The 16795-nt window shown below is 23.8% G+C and carries 17 protein-coding genes and 1 tRNA gene; 2 read left to right on the top strand and 16 right to left on the bottom strand.

The features are described from left to right. Positions 1-13: 13 nt before the first annotated feature. From D9V61_RS03135 to D9V61_RS00560, 6 genes are all read right to left on the bottom strand, one after another. The gene (locus tag D9V61_RS03135; protein WP_187308779.1) at positions 14-157 is read right to left on the bottom strand and encodes a hypothetical protein; all 144 of its coding nucleotides are present in this window, start codon (positions 155-157) and stop codon (positions 14-16) included. Further along, positions 154-1215, bottom strand: coding sequence for an RnfABCDGE type electron transport complex subunit D (locus tag D9V61_RS00580; protein ID WP_158339315.1), 1062 nt, complete (start codon positions 1213-1215; stop codon positions 154-156). The genes D9V61_RS03135 and D9V61_RS00580 overlap by 4 nt, the downstream gene beginning before the upstream one ends. A 28-nt stretch (positions 1216-1243) precedes the next feature. Next, positions 1244-2812, bottom strand: a complete 1569-nt coding sequence (gene rsxC, locus D9V61_RS00575; protein ID WP_158339314.1) for an electron transport complex subunit RsxC — start codon at positions 2810-2812, stop codon at positions 1244-1246. Between the two features lie 54 nt (positions 2813-2866). After that, entirely contained in the window at positions 2867-3367 is a 501-nt protein-coding gene (locus tag D9V61_RS00570) for an RnfABCDGE type electron transport complex subunit B (protein ID WP_158339313.1), read from the bottom strand. Continuing rightward, positions 3367-3948 (bottom strand): electron transport complex subunit RsxA, encoded by a 582-nt coding sequence (rsxA, locus tag D9V61_RS00565; protein ID WP_158339312.1) that lies wholly within the window; start codon positions 3946-3948, stop codon positions 3367-3369. Before rsxA ends, D9V61_RS00570 begins: the two co-directional genes overlap by 1 nt. Positions 3949-4052: 104 nt before the next feature. Then, on the bottom strand, positions 4053-4685 hold the full coding sequence (locus D9V61_RS00560) for a riboflavin synthase subunit alpha (RefSeq protein WP_158339311.1): 633 nt from the start codon (positions 4683-4685) through the stop codon (positions 4053-4055). Between the two features lie 165 nt (positions 4686-4850). On the opposite strand from D9V61_RS00560, the gene D9V61_RS00555 reads away from it, so the two are divergent. Both D9V61_RS00555 and tilS read left to right on the top strand, forming a co-directional pair. Then, positions 4851-4924: transfer RNA gene (locus tag D9V61_RS00555), tRNA-Val, on the top strand. Between the two features lie 31 nt (positions 4925-4955). Next, entirely contained in the window at positions 4956-6278 is a 1323-nt protein-coding gene (tilS, locus tag D9V61_RS00550; protein WP_158339310.1) for a tRNA lysidine(34) synthetase TilS, read from the top strand. A 51-nt stretch (positions 6279-6329) separates the two neighbouring features. Here the strand turns inward: tilS and metG are convergent, their stop codons facing one another. The 10 genes from metG to hisD all read right to left on the bottom strand — a co-directional run bounded on the left by metG (position 6330) and on the right by hisD (position 16792). Beyond that, the gene (metG, locus tag D9V61_RS00545; protein ID WP_158339755.1) at positions 6330-7973 is read right to left on the bottom strand and encodes a methionine--tRNA ligase; all 1644 of its coding nucleotides are present in this window, start codon (positions 7971-7973) and stop codon (positions 6330-6332) included. 147 nt (positions 7974-8120) lie between these two features. Further along, positions 8121-8702, bottom strand: coding sequence for a dCTP deaminase (dcd, locus tag D9V61_RS00540; RefSeq protein WP_158339309.1), 582 nt, complete (start codon positions 8700-8702; stop codon positions 8121-8123). A 201-nt stretch (positions 8703-8903) separates the two neighbouring features. Next, complete coding sequence (gndA, locus tag D9V61_RS00535) at positions 8904-10310, bottom strand: NADP-dependent phosphogluconate dehydrogenase (RefSeq protein WP_158339308.1); 1407 nt, start codon at positions 10308-10310, stop codon at positions 8904-8906. A 304-nt stretch (positions 10311-10614) separates the two neighbouring features. Next, on the bottom strand, positions 10615-11247 hold the full coding sequence (gene hisIE, locus D9V61_RS00530; protein WP_158339307.1) for a bifunctional phosphoribosyl-AMP cyclohydrolase/phosphoribosyl-ATP diphosphatase HisIE: 633 nt from the start codon (positions 11245-11247) through the stop codon (positions 10615-10617). Then, a complete protein-coding gene (hisF, locus tag D9V61_RS00525; protein ID WP_158339306.1) occupies positions 11241-12017 on the bottom strand; it encodes an imidazole glycerol phosphate synthase subunit HisF in 777 nt (258 codons plus the stop codon). The genes hisIE and hisF overlap by 7 nt, the downstream gene beginning before the upstream one ends. Next, on the bottom strand, positions 11996-12736 hold the full coding sequence (gene hisA / locus D9V61_RS00520) for a 1-(5-phosphoribosyl)-5-[(5-phosphoribosylamino)methylideneamino]imidazole-4-carboxamide isomerase (protein WP_158339305.1): 741 nt from the start codon (positions 12734-12736) through the stop codon (positions 11996-11998). Before hisA ends, hisF begins: the two co-directional genes overlap by 22 nt. A 4-nt stretch (positions 12737-12740) precedes the next feature. Then, on the bottom strand, positions 12741-13331 hold the full coding sequence (gene hisH / locus D9V61_RS00515) for an imidazole glycerol phosphate synthase subunit HisH (protein WP_158339304.1): 591 nt from the start codon (positions 13329-13331) through the stop codon (positions 12741-12743). Continuing rightward, positions 13331-14392, bottom strand: a complete 1062-nt coding sequence (gene hisB, locus D9V61_RS00510) for a bifunctional histidinol-phosphatase/imidazoleglycerol-phosphate dehydratase HisB (protein WP_158339303.1) — start codon at positions 14390-14392, stop codon at positions 13331-13333. The genes hisH and hisB overlap by 1 nt, the downstream gene beginning before the upstream one ends. Then, on the bottom strand, positions 14382-15488 hold the full coding sequence (gene hisC, locus D9V61_RS00505) for a histidinol-phosphate transaminase (protein WP_158339302.1): 1107 nt from the start codon (positions 15486-15488) through the stop codon (positions 14382-14384). Before hisC ends, hisB begins: the two co-directional genes overlap by 11 nt. Beyond that, positions 15485-16792: a histidinol dehydrogenase gene (gene hisD / locus D9V61_RS00500; RefSeq protein WP_158339301.1), complete on the bottom strand. Its 1308-nt coding sequence runs from the start codon at positions 16790-16792 to the stop codon at positions 15485-15487. Before hisD ends, hisC begins: the two co-directional genes overlap by 4 nt. Positions 16793-16795: the final 3 nt, after the last annotated feature.

Here is a 16795-nt window from a genome sequence, read left to right as displayed (position 1 = left end):
GATAAAACTTCTTCTAATATTTTTTTTTTTCTTTTTCTTTTTGATTCATAATCTTATTTTTTGTTATATTATTTATTAAAACTGTACCACCAATAGATATAATTGAAAAAAAAGTCATTAAAAAAGCATGTTTTAATATTTTTTTAAATATTTTCATATATTATTATGACCATATCCAGAAGTTTTTGTATTATAATCTATAAATGGTGCAATCATATTTCCAAATAAAACAGAAAAAGCAATTGCATCAGGATAATCACTATAGTTGCGAATAATCCAAACTAAGAAGCCTATGATACAACCAAAAATTATCTTCCCTATATTAGTACAAGAAGTAGTCACTGGATCTGTAGCAATAAAAAATGCACACATCATAGTTCCTCCAGAAAAGAAATGAAATAATGGAGACATAAATAAATCTTTTGAATAAAAATAAGTTATCATTGAAACAATACCCAAAGAAGTGAGAAAACTTATTGGAATACGCCAACAAATTATTCGTTTAAAGAATAAAAAAATACCACCCAGAAAAAAACTTATATTTATATATTTCCAACTATTTTGAATAGTAACTTTTTTATTTTTTAATATAGATTCTTGTGGAAAAAAATTGTCTTCTAAATGTGATTTAATCTTAAAATTATTTAAAGGAGTAGCCTCTGTAAAAGCATCAGGAGTAATATTTTTATTAATATAATTTGTACTATTGTCACTGTTAATAGAACACTTATAATTTTTTGAAAAAATAATATTTACAGATTGTTTAAAATCATTTAAAAAAGATATAGAAAAATCTCTTTCATGCCAATTATTCATATCAATTGGAAAAGATATTAATAATACTGCATATCCAACCATAGCTGGATTGAATATGTTTTGACCAATTCCACCATATAAATGTTTAGCAATAATAATAGAAAAAAATAGCCCAATAACTACCATCCACCAAGGTAATAAAGAAGGAATACTAACTCCAAATAAAACAGAAGTTAAAACTGAAGAATTATCTTGTAAGTTATTTTTAATTTTTTTAAATCGTAATTTTAAAATATTAACTTCCAGTAATAAAGAAACCAATATAGAAAATAAAATTTGTATTAAAGTACCACTACCAAAAAAATAATACTTAGTAAAAATGCCTGGAATACAAGCTATAATAACTAAAAACATTATTTTTCTAGTACTATAAAAATTATATATATATGGAAAGTTCATTTTTTTCTTACATTATTAATAAAAAAATTTATTTTTTAGCATTCATGCGATTTATTGCCTCTTGAACCATTTTTTTCCGTATATGTTTTTTCGTATTACTAATTTTTTCATTGTTTTTTTTTATTAAAAATAAATTATTATTATTTGTAAAACTAGAATTATTTTTATTTATATTAATTATATTTTTTAAATCTAATAATCGTTTTTCTCTTTTTTTAAATCGAATTAATGATATTTTTTTGCGATCATTTTCTAATTTAATATCTTTTAAAATATTTTTCTCTTTTTTGAAATATTTTACTAATGGGATATAACTAGGACATACCTTTTCACATACCTTGCATTCAATACAATCTAAAACATGATGTTTTTTTGTTTGTTCATGATTATTTTTTATACTGTACCAATAAAGTTGTTGAGGAAGTAAATTTACCGGACATACAGATGAACAATAACCACATCGAATACAAGTTTTTTCAAAAATATTTTCATGTTTTTCTTGTTTTAATTTCATTGAAATACAATTTGTATTCTTTAATACAGAATAATTTAAATCATTAATTGTTTTCCCCATAAAAGGACCACCTAAATATATAGATTTAATAAAATCTGCATTCAGTTTTTTATTACTTAAAAAATATTGTATTGGAGTTCCAATCCTAATCCAAAAATTACCAGATAAAAAATTTTTATCACCTAAAAAAGTTACAATACGTTCTGTTAATGGTTCTCCATTTATAATTGCTTTTTTTATAGAAAATATTGTAGCAACATTAAAAACAAGATACCCTATATCTATGGAATGCTTTTCATGGGGTATTTCTTTTCCTGTTAAAGATTTTATAAGTACTTTACTACTACCCCCAGGATATTTCTTTTTAAGAATACAAAGTTTAAATAATGATTCATCTTTAATTGAATTATAAATTTTTAAAATTGATTTAATTTTGTCTTCTTGAATAGCAATACAAACTAATTTAATTTTAGTTATCCAACAAATAATCCTACATCCTGTTAAAATTTCATCTATATAATTATATATTAAACAATTATCTGATGTTATATAAGGTTCACTTTCTACAGCATTTACAATTAAAGTATGCGCTTTATTTATACTTAAAATTAATTTTTTTGAAGAAGGAAATTCACCTCCTCCTAGACCAACGATACCTGATTGATGAATTATTTTAATTAGTTTTTCAGGGTTTAGTTTTTTATAATTTTCAATTGGTTTCAATCTAATCCATTTATCTAAATAATCAGAAGAAATTACAATTTTTATATTTTTTTTATTTTTTTCAATCAGATGTGAATCAAAATCAATTTCTTCTATTAAACCTGAAGTTGGCGCATGAATAGGAACATTAAAATCATCACTAAAGGTTAGGGGTTGTCCGCGTAATACTTTTTGGTTTATTCTAATACGTAATTTTTTATTATAAAAATTACTTTTTATAAAAACAAAAAATTTACTAGGGATCGGTAGAGATTGTAATAATAAATCACTTGATTTATTTTTCTCAAATAAACATTTTAAACCACCCTTAAAATTATATTTTTTTTTATATAAAAAATAAAAAAAAATATTTTTTTCCATGATTTTATCGAAAAAAATTTTTTTAAAAATTTTTTTATTATTAGAAATTTTATATTATTCATGTGTCTCTTTTTTTATTTTAATACAATTAGTAGGACAATGTAATAAACAAATATTACAACCAGTACAAAATTTTTCTAAAACTGTATGTATAAAATTAGGCGCACCAACTATTGCGTCTACTGGACAAAAAGTAGCACATTTTGAACATCCAACACAGTTTTTTTCTTCAATCCATACCGTCATTCGTTTTTGTTTTTTATTATTAATAATTATATTTTTTTTAGATACTTTTATATTTAATACATTAGCTATTTCTAATGCAAGATCAAAACCACCAGGAATACATTTATCAATTTCTTCAGAATTTTTTACTATTGCTTTTGCATAGGGATAACATCCAGAATATCCGCATTGAGCACATTGACTTTGGGGTAATAATTTATTGACTATTTGTATAGTAGGATCTTTTTTAAATTGAAATTTATAAGCAGTAAAACTCAATATAACTCCTAATAGAAAAGATAATACACCAAAAAAAATAAATATTATCATTAAATTTTTATTAAACCTTTAAAACCCATAAATGTAATAGATATTAAACTTACAGTAATTAAAATAATAGGAGCACCTTGAAATGGCAAAGGAATATCAGATAATATGATACGCTCACGAATGCAAGAAAAAATAATCATAACCAAAGTAAATCCTAATGATGCACTGATTCCATAGCATAGACATTCTAAAAACGTATGGTTTAAATACAAACTAAATAATGGAATGGCTAAAACTGCACAATTAGTTGTAATTAATGGAAGATAGATGCCAAGTAAACGATATAAAATAGGACTAGTATTGCGTAATACTATTTCTAAGAATTGAACGCTAAATGAAATAATTAACATGTAAGCTATAATTCTCAAATACACTAAATCAAAAGGTGATAAAATAAAAAAGTTAACACACCATAATAATACTGATGAAATAAGTATAACAAAAGTAGTTGCAAAACTCATTCCTAAAGCAGTTTCAATTTTACTTGAAGCTCCTAAAAAAGGACATAAACCAAGAAATTTTACTAAAATAAAGTTTTCAATTAATATATTCGAAATAAAAAATAAAATATAATGTTTCATTTATAATTCCTATAATCAATTATATTAATTTCTTTCTTAATTATCAAAATAATTTTAGATTTTATCTATTAAAATAAAATTATCAAGTTATTTGAATAAATCTATTAAATATATCGAATACCTTTATTTATTAAGCGTTCTGTAGTATCTACGATTGTTTGAGTATAAAAATCAATTTCAATATTCATTAAACTACCATTCGTTTTATTTTTTATAGTAGTAGATAAAAAAGTATGAGGTATGATATTGACACAAAATTCATTTCCAATAATATCTCCTACAGTAAGACTAATTCCGTCAATACAAATAAATCCTTTATAAAAAACATATTTCATTAAAAATGTATTTCTCATTTTTAACCATATAATACAATTATTATCTGATTTAAACATTTTAGAAATTTTAGCAGTGCTCATAATATGACCAGATATTATATGGCCACCAATTTCATCGCCATATTTTACTGATCTTTCAATGTTAATACTATCTCCAATATTTAAAGTTCCTAAATTAGTACTTTTCAATGTTTCTTCAATAACATCACATGTTATATAAGAACTATCATAAGAATTATCAATTAATTTTACAGTTAAACAACATCCATTATGTGATATTGAATCACCTAATTTTAAATTTTTAGATAGAATAGATGGGATTTTAATTGTATAGCTGTAATGTTTTTTTTTCTTTTCGATTAAAACAATAATAGCAATTCCATTTACGATACCTGTAAACATAATATTTCCTTAAAAACAATGTTTTTTCAATTTATGTAGAGATTTTATTGAGTATAAAAAAATTTTATACATTTATAATTTTCATATAAAAAAATATTTGTATATTATATTAATAATAATATATAATTTAAGTTATAAAAATATTAAAAAAATTTTTTCATATTTACGTTCGTAGCTCAATTGGTTAGAGCGCTACCATGACATGGTAGAAGTTGGTGGTTCAAGTCCACTCGAACGTATCAAAAAATATAAATTCATAGGTCATTTTATTTGATTGAAGAAACTATCAGAAAATATAAAAAAAAATCATTTTTAATAGCTTATAGTGGTGGATTAGATTCCACAGTACTTCTTTATCAATTATTAGAAATAAAAAAAAAATATTATATCAAAATACGTGCTATTCATATTAATCACAATCTTACTTTACTTTCAAAAAAATGGACAGAACATTGTAAAAAAATTTGTTCCATTAATCACGTACCTTTAATCATTGAAAATATTAAGGTTGAAAATCAAAGAAAAAATCTTGAAGAAAAATTGAGAATAAAACGATATAATATTATATATAGTCATTTATTTCCTAATGAAATACTCCTTACTGGTCATCATATGAATGATCAATGTGAAACATTAATTTTATCTTTAAAAAGAGGAAGTGGTCCCACTGGACTTTCCAGCATGTCTTTTGAAACTTTATTAGGAAATAAAAAAATAGTCCGTCCTTTTTTAAAAAAAACAAAACAAGAATTAGAATTATGGGCTAAAAAAAAAGATTTGAACTGGATTGAAGATTTTAGCAATTTAAATATTGATTATGATCGTAATTTTATAAGACATAAAATTATTCCTAAATTAGAAAAAAGATGGTCTTATTTTTTAAAAAATTGTTTTCGTACAACTAATATATGTCGCGAAGAAACTATACTACTCAATTATTTTCTTCATGAAAAAATTTGTAATTTTATACAATTTGATAACTCTTTAAATATTAGCAATTTTAAAAATATAAAAAAAGAAATTTGTACAGCATTAATTAGATATTGGCTCTTATCAAAAAAGATAAAAATGCCATCTTATAAAAATATTCAATGCATTTATAATCAAATGATTTTTAGTCGAACAGATGCGAACCCTAAAATAATTTTACAAAAATATGAAATAAGACGTTATAAAAAATCACTACACTTCATAAAAACACAGCCTAATATTAAAAATACTTTATTATTTTGGCATCAAAAAAATAAAAAATTAATACTTCCTAACAATTTAGGAAATTTAATAGAAAATCATAATGGTATTATACTCCCTGCACCTAAAGATAATGAATTAATTAATATTCGTTTTCAACATGAAGGAAATATTTTAATTTTAGGAAGAAATAAAAAAAGAAAAATAAAAAAAATTTGGCAAGAAAAAAATATCCCCCCCTGGTTAAGAAATCAAATTCCACTTTTATTTTATAACAATAATTTTATTAGCGCTCTGGGCCTATTTGTTACTAACATAAAAAATCAAAATAGAAATACTTGGACAATATCTTGGCAAAATGATTTAAAAATAAATTATAATAATTTTTTTTCATTTTATTAAAAAATAATATTTAATACAATTACTTATATATTTTATTATATAAATTTATTTTTATTTACATAAATTAATTAGTTCAGAAATTTTTTTAATATGAATTCTTTTATATAATGGAGTGAATTTATTTATTTGATGAGATAATAATGGTACTTTAATACCATCCCAGGTTAATTTTGAAATTAAAAAAGATTCTGTTTTAATTGCTAAATCAGGTACAATCGGTTTTAAAAAAATCATAACAATTCTGAATAAATTAATCCCCATTGTACAAATTTTTTGCAATTTAATAATGTTTTTTTCTGTTATTTGAATTGTCCATGGTTTTTTTTCATTAATATATTGATTAGCTATATCTAATAATCTCATAGATTCTTTTATAACAAAATTAAATTTACGATTTTCTAAAAAACTTTCAATATTACTACTTGCATTAATAAAATATTCATATAATTTAACATCACTTAATGTATTAGATAAATATCCATTAAAATGTTTATTAATAAAACTAGCATTTCGTGATGCTAAATTAACTAATTTATTTACAATATCACTATTTATTTTATGAACAAAATCTTCTAAATTAATTTCAATATCATGAATATTATTAGATAACTTACTGGCATAATAGTAACGTAAACTATCTGAATCAAAACATTTAATCCAATCACTAGCTTTAATTAAAGCACCTCGTGATTTTGATAATTTTAATCCATTTATAGTAAGATAGCCATGAACAAAAATGCCATTAGGTTTTCTAAAAGAAATAGCTTCTAATATTGCAGGCCAAAATAAAGTATGAAAATAAATAATATCTTTACCAATAAAATGGTACAATTCATAATTAGATTTTTGATTCCATAATTCATTAAAATTTAATTTTTTATTTTTAAAAGAAAGGTTTTTAAATGCACTCATATAACCAATAGGAGCATCAAGCCAAACGTAAAAATATTTACTAGGATGTTTTGGGATTTTGAATCCAAAATAAGGTGCATCTCGAGAAATGCACCATGGTTTTAAACCTACTTTAAACCATTCTTCCGTTTTTTTAATCACTGAACTTTCTAAAACACCAGAATGTATCCATTTCTTTAACATATTGCTAAAAAAAGGTAAGTCAAAATATAAATGTTTCGTATTTTTTAAAATAGGTTTTTCCCCTGAAATAACAGATATCGGATTGATTAAATCTATAGGTTCATAAGTTGCACTACATGTTTCACAGTTATCACCATATTGATTTTTTGTTTTACAAATAGGACATGTACCTTTTATAAATCTATCTGGAAGGAAAATTTTTTTTATATCATCATATAATTGAGAAATTTTTTTTTCTTTAATGAAACCCTTTTCATTTAACAATGTAAAAATTTTTCTTAATAAATATAAATTTTCTAAACTATGAGTCGAATAATAATTATCATGCGAAATTTTAAAATTTAAAAAATCTATTTGATGTTCTTTTCTGACATTTTTAATTAATTTATTTGAAGATATTCCTAAATCTTCCGATTTTAACATTATAGCAGTACCATGTGCATCATCAGCAGAAATAAACCATACTTCATGACCACGCATTCTATGATAACGCACCCAAATATCTGCTTGAATATGTTCTAACATATGACCAATATGAATAGAACCATTTGCATAAGGCAAAGCACAGGTAACTAAAATTTTTCTAAGTACACTTGACATAATATTATATTTTTTTAAACAAACAACATTATATAGAAAAAAATTAATCATAAAATATTTTTCTTAAAAAGAATTTTATTTATGATTAACGTATACAATAACTAATAAATAAGATATAGATAATATTCTTATAAATAAAAAAAAATTTTACTCTTCATTAATACGGCTAGGTACTACTCCATTTTGACTTTTATATTTAGCTTCTTGTCTTAAATTATATGGACGTAAAACTGATTGAGACAGAACTTCAAAACTAAGTGCTGCAATCTTCATTTTAGGACGTAATACTAAAGTTAATTTTCCTGCATTAAACATTTCTAACACAATATTTCCCTTCCATCCTGGATCAATACGATGTGCAGTCGCATGAATCATTAATCCTAAACGAGCTAAAGAAGAACGTCCATCTAACCAACCAACTAAATTATTTGGAATATTAATATTTTCAAAAGTAGAAGATAATACTAAAGATCCTGGCTGTAAAAAAAATGGTTTTTCTTTAGAGAAAATTATTTCATTACTCATAATTTCTGTCAATGCTGATGTTGTATTTATTTTAGAATCACTTAAATCAATACAGGACCTAGTATGTTCATAAAAAAAACGAAATTTGTTACCAAGATGTATATCAACAGTAATACCATTAATTAATTTTTTTTCGGGATAAGGTTCTATAATTAATTCTTTTCTTTTTAACCATTCTTCAATATCTTTATCACATAAACGCATTTTTATCCCTATAATATAATTAATCTATCTTAATATCATAAGTTATAAAATTAAAAAGATATATTAAATAATAGATAATATCTCATAGCAGAGATATTTTAATATCTTCTGCTATTTTATTTTTTAACCATAAGATTAATAGCAGGCATATAAAAAAAACGATATTTTCATATAAATATCAATTACTCTAATATTATTTTTTTATTGAGACCAATTTGTATGAAAATAACCTATCTTATCTATTCTTTGATAAGTATGTGAACCAAAAAAATCTCTTTGCGCTTGAATAAGATTAGCCGGTAAACGTAATGCTCGATAACTATCATAATAAGAGAGTGCTGCAGAAAAAGTTGGTACGGGAATACCATATTTTATCGCATAAATAACAATATTACGTAATGAATTTTCATACTCATTAGATATTTTTGAAAAATAAGGTGTTAATAACAAATTAATGATATTACTATTTTGAGAATATTCTTCTGTTATCTTTTCTAAAAAATTTGCTCGTATAATACATCCAGCTCTAAAAATTTTAGCAATATCTCCATATTTTAAATTCCAATTATATTTTTCTGAAGCTCTTTTCAATTGAGAAAAACCTTGAGCATAAGAAATTATTTTTCCTAAATATAAAGCGCGTCTAACTTCTTCGATAAAACTTTTTTTATCTTTAATAAATATTTTTGTATTAGGTCCTTTTAATATTTTTGATGCAATTATACGTTGTTCTTTTAAAGAGGATAAATAACGTGAAAAAACAGATTCAGTAATCAATGAAAGAGGTTCTCGAAGTTCTAATGCATTTTTACTAATCCATTTACCAGTACCTTTATCTTCAGCTATATCTAAAATAAAATCTATTAAATATTTACCATTTTTATCTTTTTCAATAAAAATATTTTTTGTTATTTCAATTAAGTAACTATTTAGTTCACCTTTATTCCATTCAGAAAATGTAGATGATAATTCTTCATTGCTCATATTTAATAAATTTTTTAATAAAAAATATGATTCTGATATTAATTGCATATCACCATATTCAATACCATTATGTACCATTTTCACATAATGACCTGCACCATTTGGACCAATATAGCTTACACATGATTCACCTTTAAATTTTGCAGATATTTTTTGCAACATAGGAAATATGAGTTTATATGATTCTTTTTTTCCTCCTGGCATGATAGATGGACCATTTAATGCTCCTAATTCACCTCCAGATACACCCATACCAATAAAATTAATGCCATATTTAGATAATTCTTGACTTCTACGAATAGTGTCTTTATAAAAAGTATTACCTGCATCAATTAATATATCTTCTTTTTCTAAATAAGGAGTGATTAGTTTAATAGTTTCATCAGTAGCTTTTCCAGATTTAACCATTAATAAAATACATCTAGGTTTAATAAGTGAATTAATAAAGTCTTTGATAGAAAAATATGGAAAAATATTTTTTTTCTGATTCTGATGAATAACTTCTTCTGTTATTGAACTTGTTCTATTAAATATAGATACACTATAATTTTTACTCTCAATATTTAATGCTAAATTTCGTCCCATTACTGCCATTCCTACAACACCAATTTGTTGTTGCGACATTTTTTCCTCCAAAATAAAGCATACTGAACTGGTATTAAATAATTATTTTTAAAAATTATTAAATTTCTTATATCCTGCATTATAAATAATATTATAAGAATTTTTAATTTTTTATTAATTTAATAAAATATTAACATAGTATTTTTATCAATTTAAAATATAGATAAAAATTTTAAAAAATTATATTTTTACTTAATTTTTAAATAAAAAAATATTTATATTACTAATTAATTTTTTAAAAATAGAAATTTTTTTATTTAAAATTATACATAATATACATTTTTTATATTATAAAATTTATTTTCTAAGGATTAATAGATGAATCTTTTTTTCTTCTTTTTTTTAAATTATTAAGAACTAAATTTAAATTTAAATTTTGATCATGTAATAATACAATTAAATGATAAATTAAATCTGAAGATTCATTGATTAATTCATTTTTATTTTTCTTCATAGCTGCTAATATTGTTTCTATAGCTTCTTCACCTACTTTTTGTGCTATGCGACTTGTTCCTAATTTATATAAACTAGATGTATATGAATTAGTTAATAGTTTATTTTTTCTATTTTCTATAATTTTTTCTAATTCAAATAAAAAATTTATATTATTTTTTTTTGAAAAAAAACAACTTACATTACCTAAATGACATGTTTTACCTGTAGAAACAACTAAAATTAACAACGTATCATGATCACAATCTGTACTAATTTTTATTACTTTTAAATAATTACCAGATGTTTCTCCTTTAGTCCATAAAGAATTTTTAGTACGAGAATAAAATGTTACTAAACCATCTTTTTGAGTTTTCAATAAAGCTTCTTTATTCATATATCCATGCATTAAAATTTCATTCGAAAAATAATCTTGTATAATCGCAGGAATCATACCATTTGTTTTTGTCCAATTGAGATTTAATAAACTATTTTTTGTTAACATTCTCTAATCTCCATTCCTCTGTCAATTAAAAAATTTTTTAAAGTTTTTATATCTACTATATTTTTATGAAAGACAGATGCAGCCAATACTCCATCTACATTAGAATAATGTAATGCTTCATAAAAATGTTCTACATTTCCTGCACCCCCGGATGCAATTAAGGGAACCTTACATATTTGTCTTATTTCACTTAAATGTAAAAGATCATATCCTTTTTGTAATCCATCTTTATTCATCATATTTAAAACGATTTCACCTGCACCTTTTTCTTGTACTTTTTTTACCCAATCAGATGTTTTCCAAGACGTTTGATAAGTTTTAGTAACATCTCCTGTATACTGTTGTACCATATAAGAATTATTCACTTTATCAAACCAAGAATCAATTCCAATTACCATACACTGTACGCCAAAACGTTCTGAAATTTTAGTTATTAAATCAGGATCTATTAGTGCTGAAGAATTAATTGATATTTTATCTGCACCACTAGATAAAATATTTTTTGCATCTTCTACGCTTTTAATTCCTCCAGCTACACAAAACGGAATATTTATCACTTCAGCAATATTTTCTATCCAACTTTTATCAACTAATTTATTTTTTGTTGAAGCAGTTATATCATAAAATACTAGTTCATCTATACCTTCTTCTGCATAACGTTTAGCTAATGGTATAATATCACCTACAATTTGATGATTTTGAAATTTAATTCCTTTTACTACTACACCATCATTAACATCAAGACATGCTATAATTCGTTTTGCCAGCATTTAGAAGCCTCTTCTATCGTAAATTTTTTTTCTAATAAACTGCGGCCAATAACAATACTTTTAATTCCTGTTTTTTTTAAAAAAATAATATCTTGTAATGTTGATACTCCTCCAGATGCTTGAAAATTTATATTTTTAAAAGCATTAGACATTTCTTTATATAAATTAAAATTCGGTCCTAATAATGTTCCATCTTTAGATATATCAGTACATAATACATGCTTTAATCCACTTGGTAAAAAATATTCAATAATTTCCTCAAGAATAAAATGAGTTCTTTTTTGCCAGCCATTAATATATATTTCTTTTTGATTATTACTATTAATATGTATATCTAATGCTAAAACAATTGAATCTGGACCATAAATTTTTAACCATTTTTTTACTTTATTTTTATCTTGTATAGCAGAAGAACCAATTACTACTCTTTTAACTCCTAAATTAAGAAGCGTACTTATATCTTTTGCAGTTCTTATACCTCCCCCTATTTGTACAGGAATAGTAGTATAAGATAATATCTTTTTAAATAATTTTATTTGTCTATTTTCACTATTTTTTGCTCCATCTAAATCTACTAAATGAACAATTTGAATTCCTTTTGATTTATATTCCTCTAAACAAAAGAGTAAATTTATATCATAATTTTTTTGATTCAAATAATCACCTTGATATAAACGCACTGCCTTACCATTGATTAAGTCAAATGCAGGAATAATCATTAAATTATATCTCCAAAAAATTTTTTAATAATTGGGAACCTATTTTCCCAGATTTTTCTGGATGAAATTGCACACCAAAAAAATTATTTTTTTGTATGACTGAGCTAAAATCAATACCATAATTAGTTTTAGACAATGTATATTTATTAATAGGAACAATATAACTATGTACAAAATAAAATCTCGAATTATTTGGTATTTTTTTAAATAAAGGATGTGTCTTATGAAATGTAATTTGATTCCAACCAATATGAGGCAATGGTAAATTATTATTTTTTAAACGCAATACAGAAGATTTAATGATACCAATTGTTTTTACACCATTACATTCTTCACTAAAATCACAAAAAAGTTGCATTCCAAGACATATGCCTAATATTGTTTGTTTAGATTTTTGAATAACATCAATTATATTTTTTTTATATAAAAGATTCATTACTGAAGAAGCAGTTCCTACTCCTGGCAAAAAAATTTTTTTAGATTTTGAAATTATAGAAGGTTCAGAAGTTATGATAGAATGATAACCCAATTTTTTAATTGCGACTCTTATTGATGTTAAATTAGCAGAACCTGTATCTACTATTACTATATCCATTATAAAATGCCTTTTGAAGTTGGCAATACATTACCTTCTAGCTTAATAGCTTGACGTAATGTACGTCCAAAAACTTTAAATAAACTTTCAATACAATGATGATCATTTTTACCTTCAGCATATAAATGAAGTGTTATTTTCATAGAATAGCAAAGAGAATAAAAAAAATGTTCAACCATACTAGTACTTAAATCACCAGCCATTTTATAATTAAAATTCGCTTTAAAATTTAAATATGGACGATTTGATATATCCATAATGCAATTAGATTTACTTTCATCCATAGGTAAATAAAAACCAAATCTACATAAACCATTTTTTTTACCTAAAGCTTTTAATAATGCTTCTCCTAAAACAATGCCTGTATCTTCTATTGTATGATGATCATCGATATGAAGATCACCTTGTGTAAAAATATTCATGCAAATTCCACTATGTACTGCTAACTGTTCTAACATATGATCAAAAAATTTTATACCAGTATCAATTTTACTAGTTTTTTCTAAATCTAACCAAACTTTAATATGCACTGTTGTTTCTTTAGTTTTTCTAATAACTTCAGAATATCTGTTATATTTTATAATATATTTTGCAATATCAACCCAATTACATATGTTATCTTTATATTGAATTCCTTTTATTTGAAGGTTTTTTGAGAATTCTATATCTGTATCACGATCACCAATGACATAACTATTTTTTCGATCTATTCTATTCAACCATGGTTTTATCATATTAATTTTTGGTTTACGACAAGCACAATTATCATCAAAAAAATGAGGACAAATTAATACATCGTCAAATATTACTCCTTCTGAATGAAAAACCTTTAGCATAAAAAAATGAGGTTTATTAAAGTCTTTTAACGGAAAATGTTTAGTACCAAGACCATCTTGGTTAGTAACCATGATTAATTTATAACCAAATTTAATTAATTTACGTAATGAAGAAATTACATTTTTCTTAAATATTAATTGATTTATTGAATCTATCTGATAAGTATTAATTGGTTCATCGATTAATGTACCGTCTCGATCGATAAATAATATTTTATTTTTCACTAATAGCACCTTGAAACATATTTTTTTTAGAAAATTTTTTAAGTTCTTTAACTAAACGAGAAGACTCTAAACGTGTTCCTATTGAAATTCTTATACATTTGTTTAAATTAATTTTTTCATTTTGATATCTTAAAATTATTCCTTTGTCCCATAAAGTTTGAAAAACTTTTTTAAACATAAAAAATTTAACTAATATGTAATTAGTATTACTTTCGAATACTCTTTCTACGCAAGTAATATTTTTTAATTGATTCATTAACCAAGTGCGATTATTATTAGAATCTAAAACTCTATTTTTCATTAATTCAATATAATCTAATTCTAAAGATTGAACTGCGATATCGGAAACAGGTATAGATATTGGATAAGGACTAATAACTTTATTTAAAGTTTTAACGATTTCTTTGTTTGCTAAAGTAAAACCGCATCTTATTCCAGCCAAAGCAAAAGCTTTAGACAATGTTCGTAAAATAACTAAATTTGGATATTCTTTTAAGTAATTTTTCATACTTTCTTTGGGAGAAAATTCAATATAAGCTTCATCTATAACAACTAAAGATCGACCTAAAGTAATATTTAATAAGGAAATAAGATCTTTTTTTAAAAAAAGATTACCAGTAGGATTATTTGGATTACATACATAAACTAATTTTACTTTACTTAAATTTAATTCAATATTTAATAAATCTAATTGCCAAGTGTTTTTAATAGTAGGAATTTCTTTTATTTCTACACCAGCTATTTTTGCACTTATTCGATACATATCATAAGTAGGCGGACAATAAATAATTGCATCTTTTCCTGGTTCGCAAAACGCTTTAATTAATAATTCAATACCTTCATCAGCACCTCTTGTCACTAAAATTTGATCATAAGACAAATTAACATAATGAGCATAAGAAGAAATTAAATTATTTGGTTGACATTCTGGATAACGATTAAATGATTTTTTTTTTGATTTAAAAAAAATAGATTTAGGTGATTCATTAGCATTTAATAATATATTGCCGTTCTGTCCTCCAATACGTCTTGCAGATTGATAAGGTGTTAAATTTTTTATATTATTTCTAACTAATTTTAAAATATTATCCGTCATATTTTCCCCTTTAAAAAATCTACTCGAATTTTTACAGCATTCTTATGTGCTTCAAGTTTTTCGGCAGAAGATAAAATTTCAAGAGTGTTAGATAGTTTTATGAGTCCTTGAGGTGTTAATTCTTGAACTAATACACGCTTTTGAAAATCAGATAATCCTAAAGAAGAACTAGAAACGGATTTTCCATATGTTGGTAAAACATGATTTGTTCCAGAAGCATAATCACCTGCAGATTCAGGAGACCATAAACCTAAAAAAATAGAACTAGCATTAGAAATATAATTAAGTACTTCTCTAGGTGACTTTGTTTGAATAATTAGATGTTCAGGTGCATAAATATTAGATATTTTAATACATTCTGATAAATTTTTAGCAATAATGATTATACTATTTTTTAATGCTGTTAAAATTTCTGATAATCTAGATAAATTTTTTAATTGTTTATTAAGAGAAATAATTACTTTTTTTGCCAATTCAAGACATGGTGTTAGTAAAATAACTTGAGAAGATATACCATGTTCAGCTTGTGATAATAAATCGGCAGCAATAAAATCTGAATTAGCACTATTATCAGCAATAATTAATAATTCTGAAGGTCCTGCTAACATATCTATTTCAGTTCCATGTAAAATAGAACTTACTTGCAATTTAGCTTCTGTAACATAAGCATTACCAGGACCAAAAATCTTATCTACTTTAGGAATAGTCTCAGTACCTAAGGCGAGAGCTGCTATAGCTTGAGCTCCACCAACTTGAAAAATATTTTCAATTCCACAAAGATAAGCTGTATAAAGAACTTCATTACTAATTGGAGGAGGAGAACAAAGAATCACTTTTTTACAACCAGCAATTTTAGCGGGTATCGCAAGCATCAATACAGTAGAAAATAAAGGAGCAGTTCCACCGGGAATATAAATACCTATAGAATTCAAAGGCAAATTTATTTGCTGACAACGAACTCCCACTTCTGTTTCAATATCTATTTTTGATGAAATTTGAGCTTTATGAAAAAGAGTGATATTTTTTTTTGCAACTGCAATTGATTTTTTTAACGCTTCGCTTAAAAAAAATGAAGATGAAAAAATTTTTTTTTCTGAAACTTGAAATTGATTTATATCGTATTTATCAAATAAAAAAGTATATTTTTTTAATGCTTTATCACCTGATTTTTTAATATTTTCTATAATTTCTTTAACAGTTTTTTGAATAACACTACTTTCTTTTAAAAAAGGCCTTGATAATGTTCTTTTTTTTTCATCAGAGTTTAACTTATTCCAATAAATTAGATTTTTAAAGTATTGCATGTA

It is taken from the genome of Buchnera aphidicola (Acyrthosiphon lactucae) (genome assembly GCF_005083565.1).
GTDB classification, from domain to species: Bacteria; Pseudomonadota; Gammaproteobacteria; order Enterobacterales; family Enterobacteriaceae; genus Buchnera; species Buchnera aphidicola_AH.
The sequence above is the reverse complement of the archived record's forward strand: the minus strand, read 5'-3'. Positions and strand labels throughout refer to the sequence as shown.

Excerpts from the sequence above, each read along its gene's own strand:
- D9V61_RS03135 (WP_187308779.1), bottom strand. The coding sequence starts at position 157 with ATGAAAATATTTAAAAAAATATTAAAACATGCTTTTTTAATGACTTTT.
- D9V61_RS00580 (WP_158339315.1), bottom strand. The coding sequence starts at position 1,215 with ATGAACTTTCCATATATATATAATTTTTATAGTACTAGAAAAATAATG.
- rsxC (WP_158339314.1), bottom strand. The coding sequence starts at position 2,812 with ATGGAAAAAAATATTTTTTTTTATTTTTTATATAAAAAAAAATATAAT.
- D9V61_RS00570 (WP_158339313.1), bottom strand. The coding sequence starts at position 3,367 with ATGATAATATTTATTTTTTTTGGTGTATTATCTTTTCTATTAGGAGTT.
- rsxA (WP_158339312.1), bottom strand. The coding sequence starts at position 3,948 with ATGAAACATTATATTTTATTTTTTATTTCGAATATATTAATTGAAAAC.
- D9V61_RS00560 (WP_158339311.1), bottom strand. The coding sequence starts at position 4,685 with ATGTTTACAGGTATCGTAAATGGAATTGCTATTATTGTTTTAATCGAA.
- metG (WP_158339755.1), bottom strand. The coding sequence starts at position 7,973 with ATGTCAAGTGTACTTAGAAAAATTTTAGTTACCTGTGCTTTGCCTTAT.
- dcd (WP_158339309.1), bottom strand. The coding sequence starts at position 8,702 with ATGCGTTTATGTGATAAAGATATTGAAGAATGGTTAAAAAGAAAAGAA.
- gndA (WP_158339308.1), bottom strand. The coding sequence starts at position 10,310 with ATGTCGCAACAACAAATTGGTGTTGTAGGAATGGCAGTAATGGGACGA.
- hisIE (WP_158339307.1), bottom strand. The coding sequence starts at position 11,247 with ATGTTAACAAAAAATAGTTTATTAAATCTCAATTGGACAAAAACAAAT.
- hisF (WP_158339306.1), bottom strand. The coding sequence starts at position 12,017 with ATGCTGGCAAAACGAATTATAGCATGTCTTGATGTTAATGATGGTGTA.
- hisA (WP_158339305.1), bottom strand. The coding sequence starts at position 12,736 with ATGATTATTCCTGCATTTGACTTAATCAATGGTAAGGCAGTGCGTTTA.
- hisH (WP_158339304.1), bottom strand. The coding sequence starts at position 13,331 with ATGGATATAGTAATAGTAGATACAGGTTCTGCTAATTTAACATCAATA.
- hisC (WP_158339302.1), bottom strand. The coding sequence starts at position 15,488 with ATGACGGATAATATTTTAAAATTAGTTAGAAATAATATAAAAAATTTA.
- hisD (WP_158339301.1), bottom strand. The coding sequence starts at position 16,792 with ATGCAATACTTTAAAAATCTAATTTATTGGAATAAGTTAAACTCTGAT.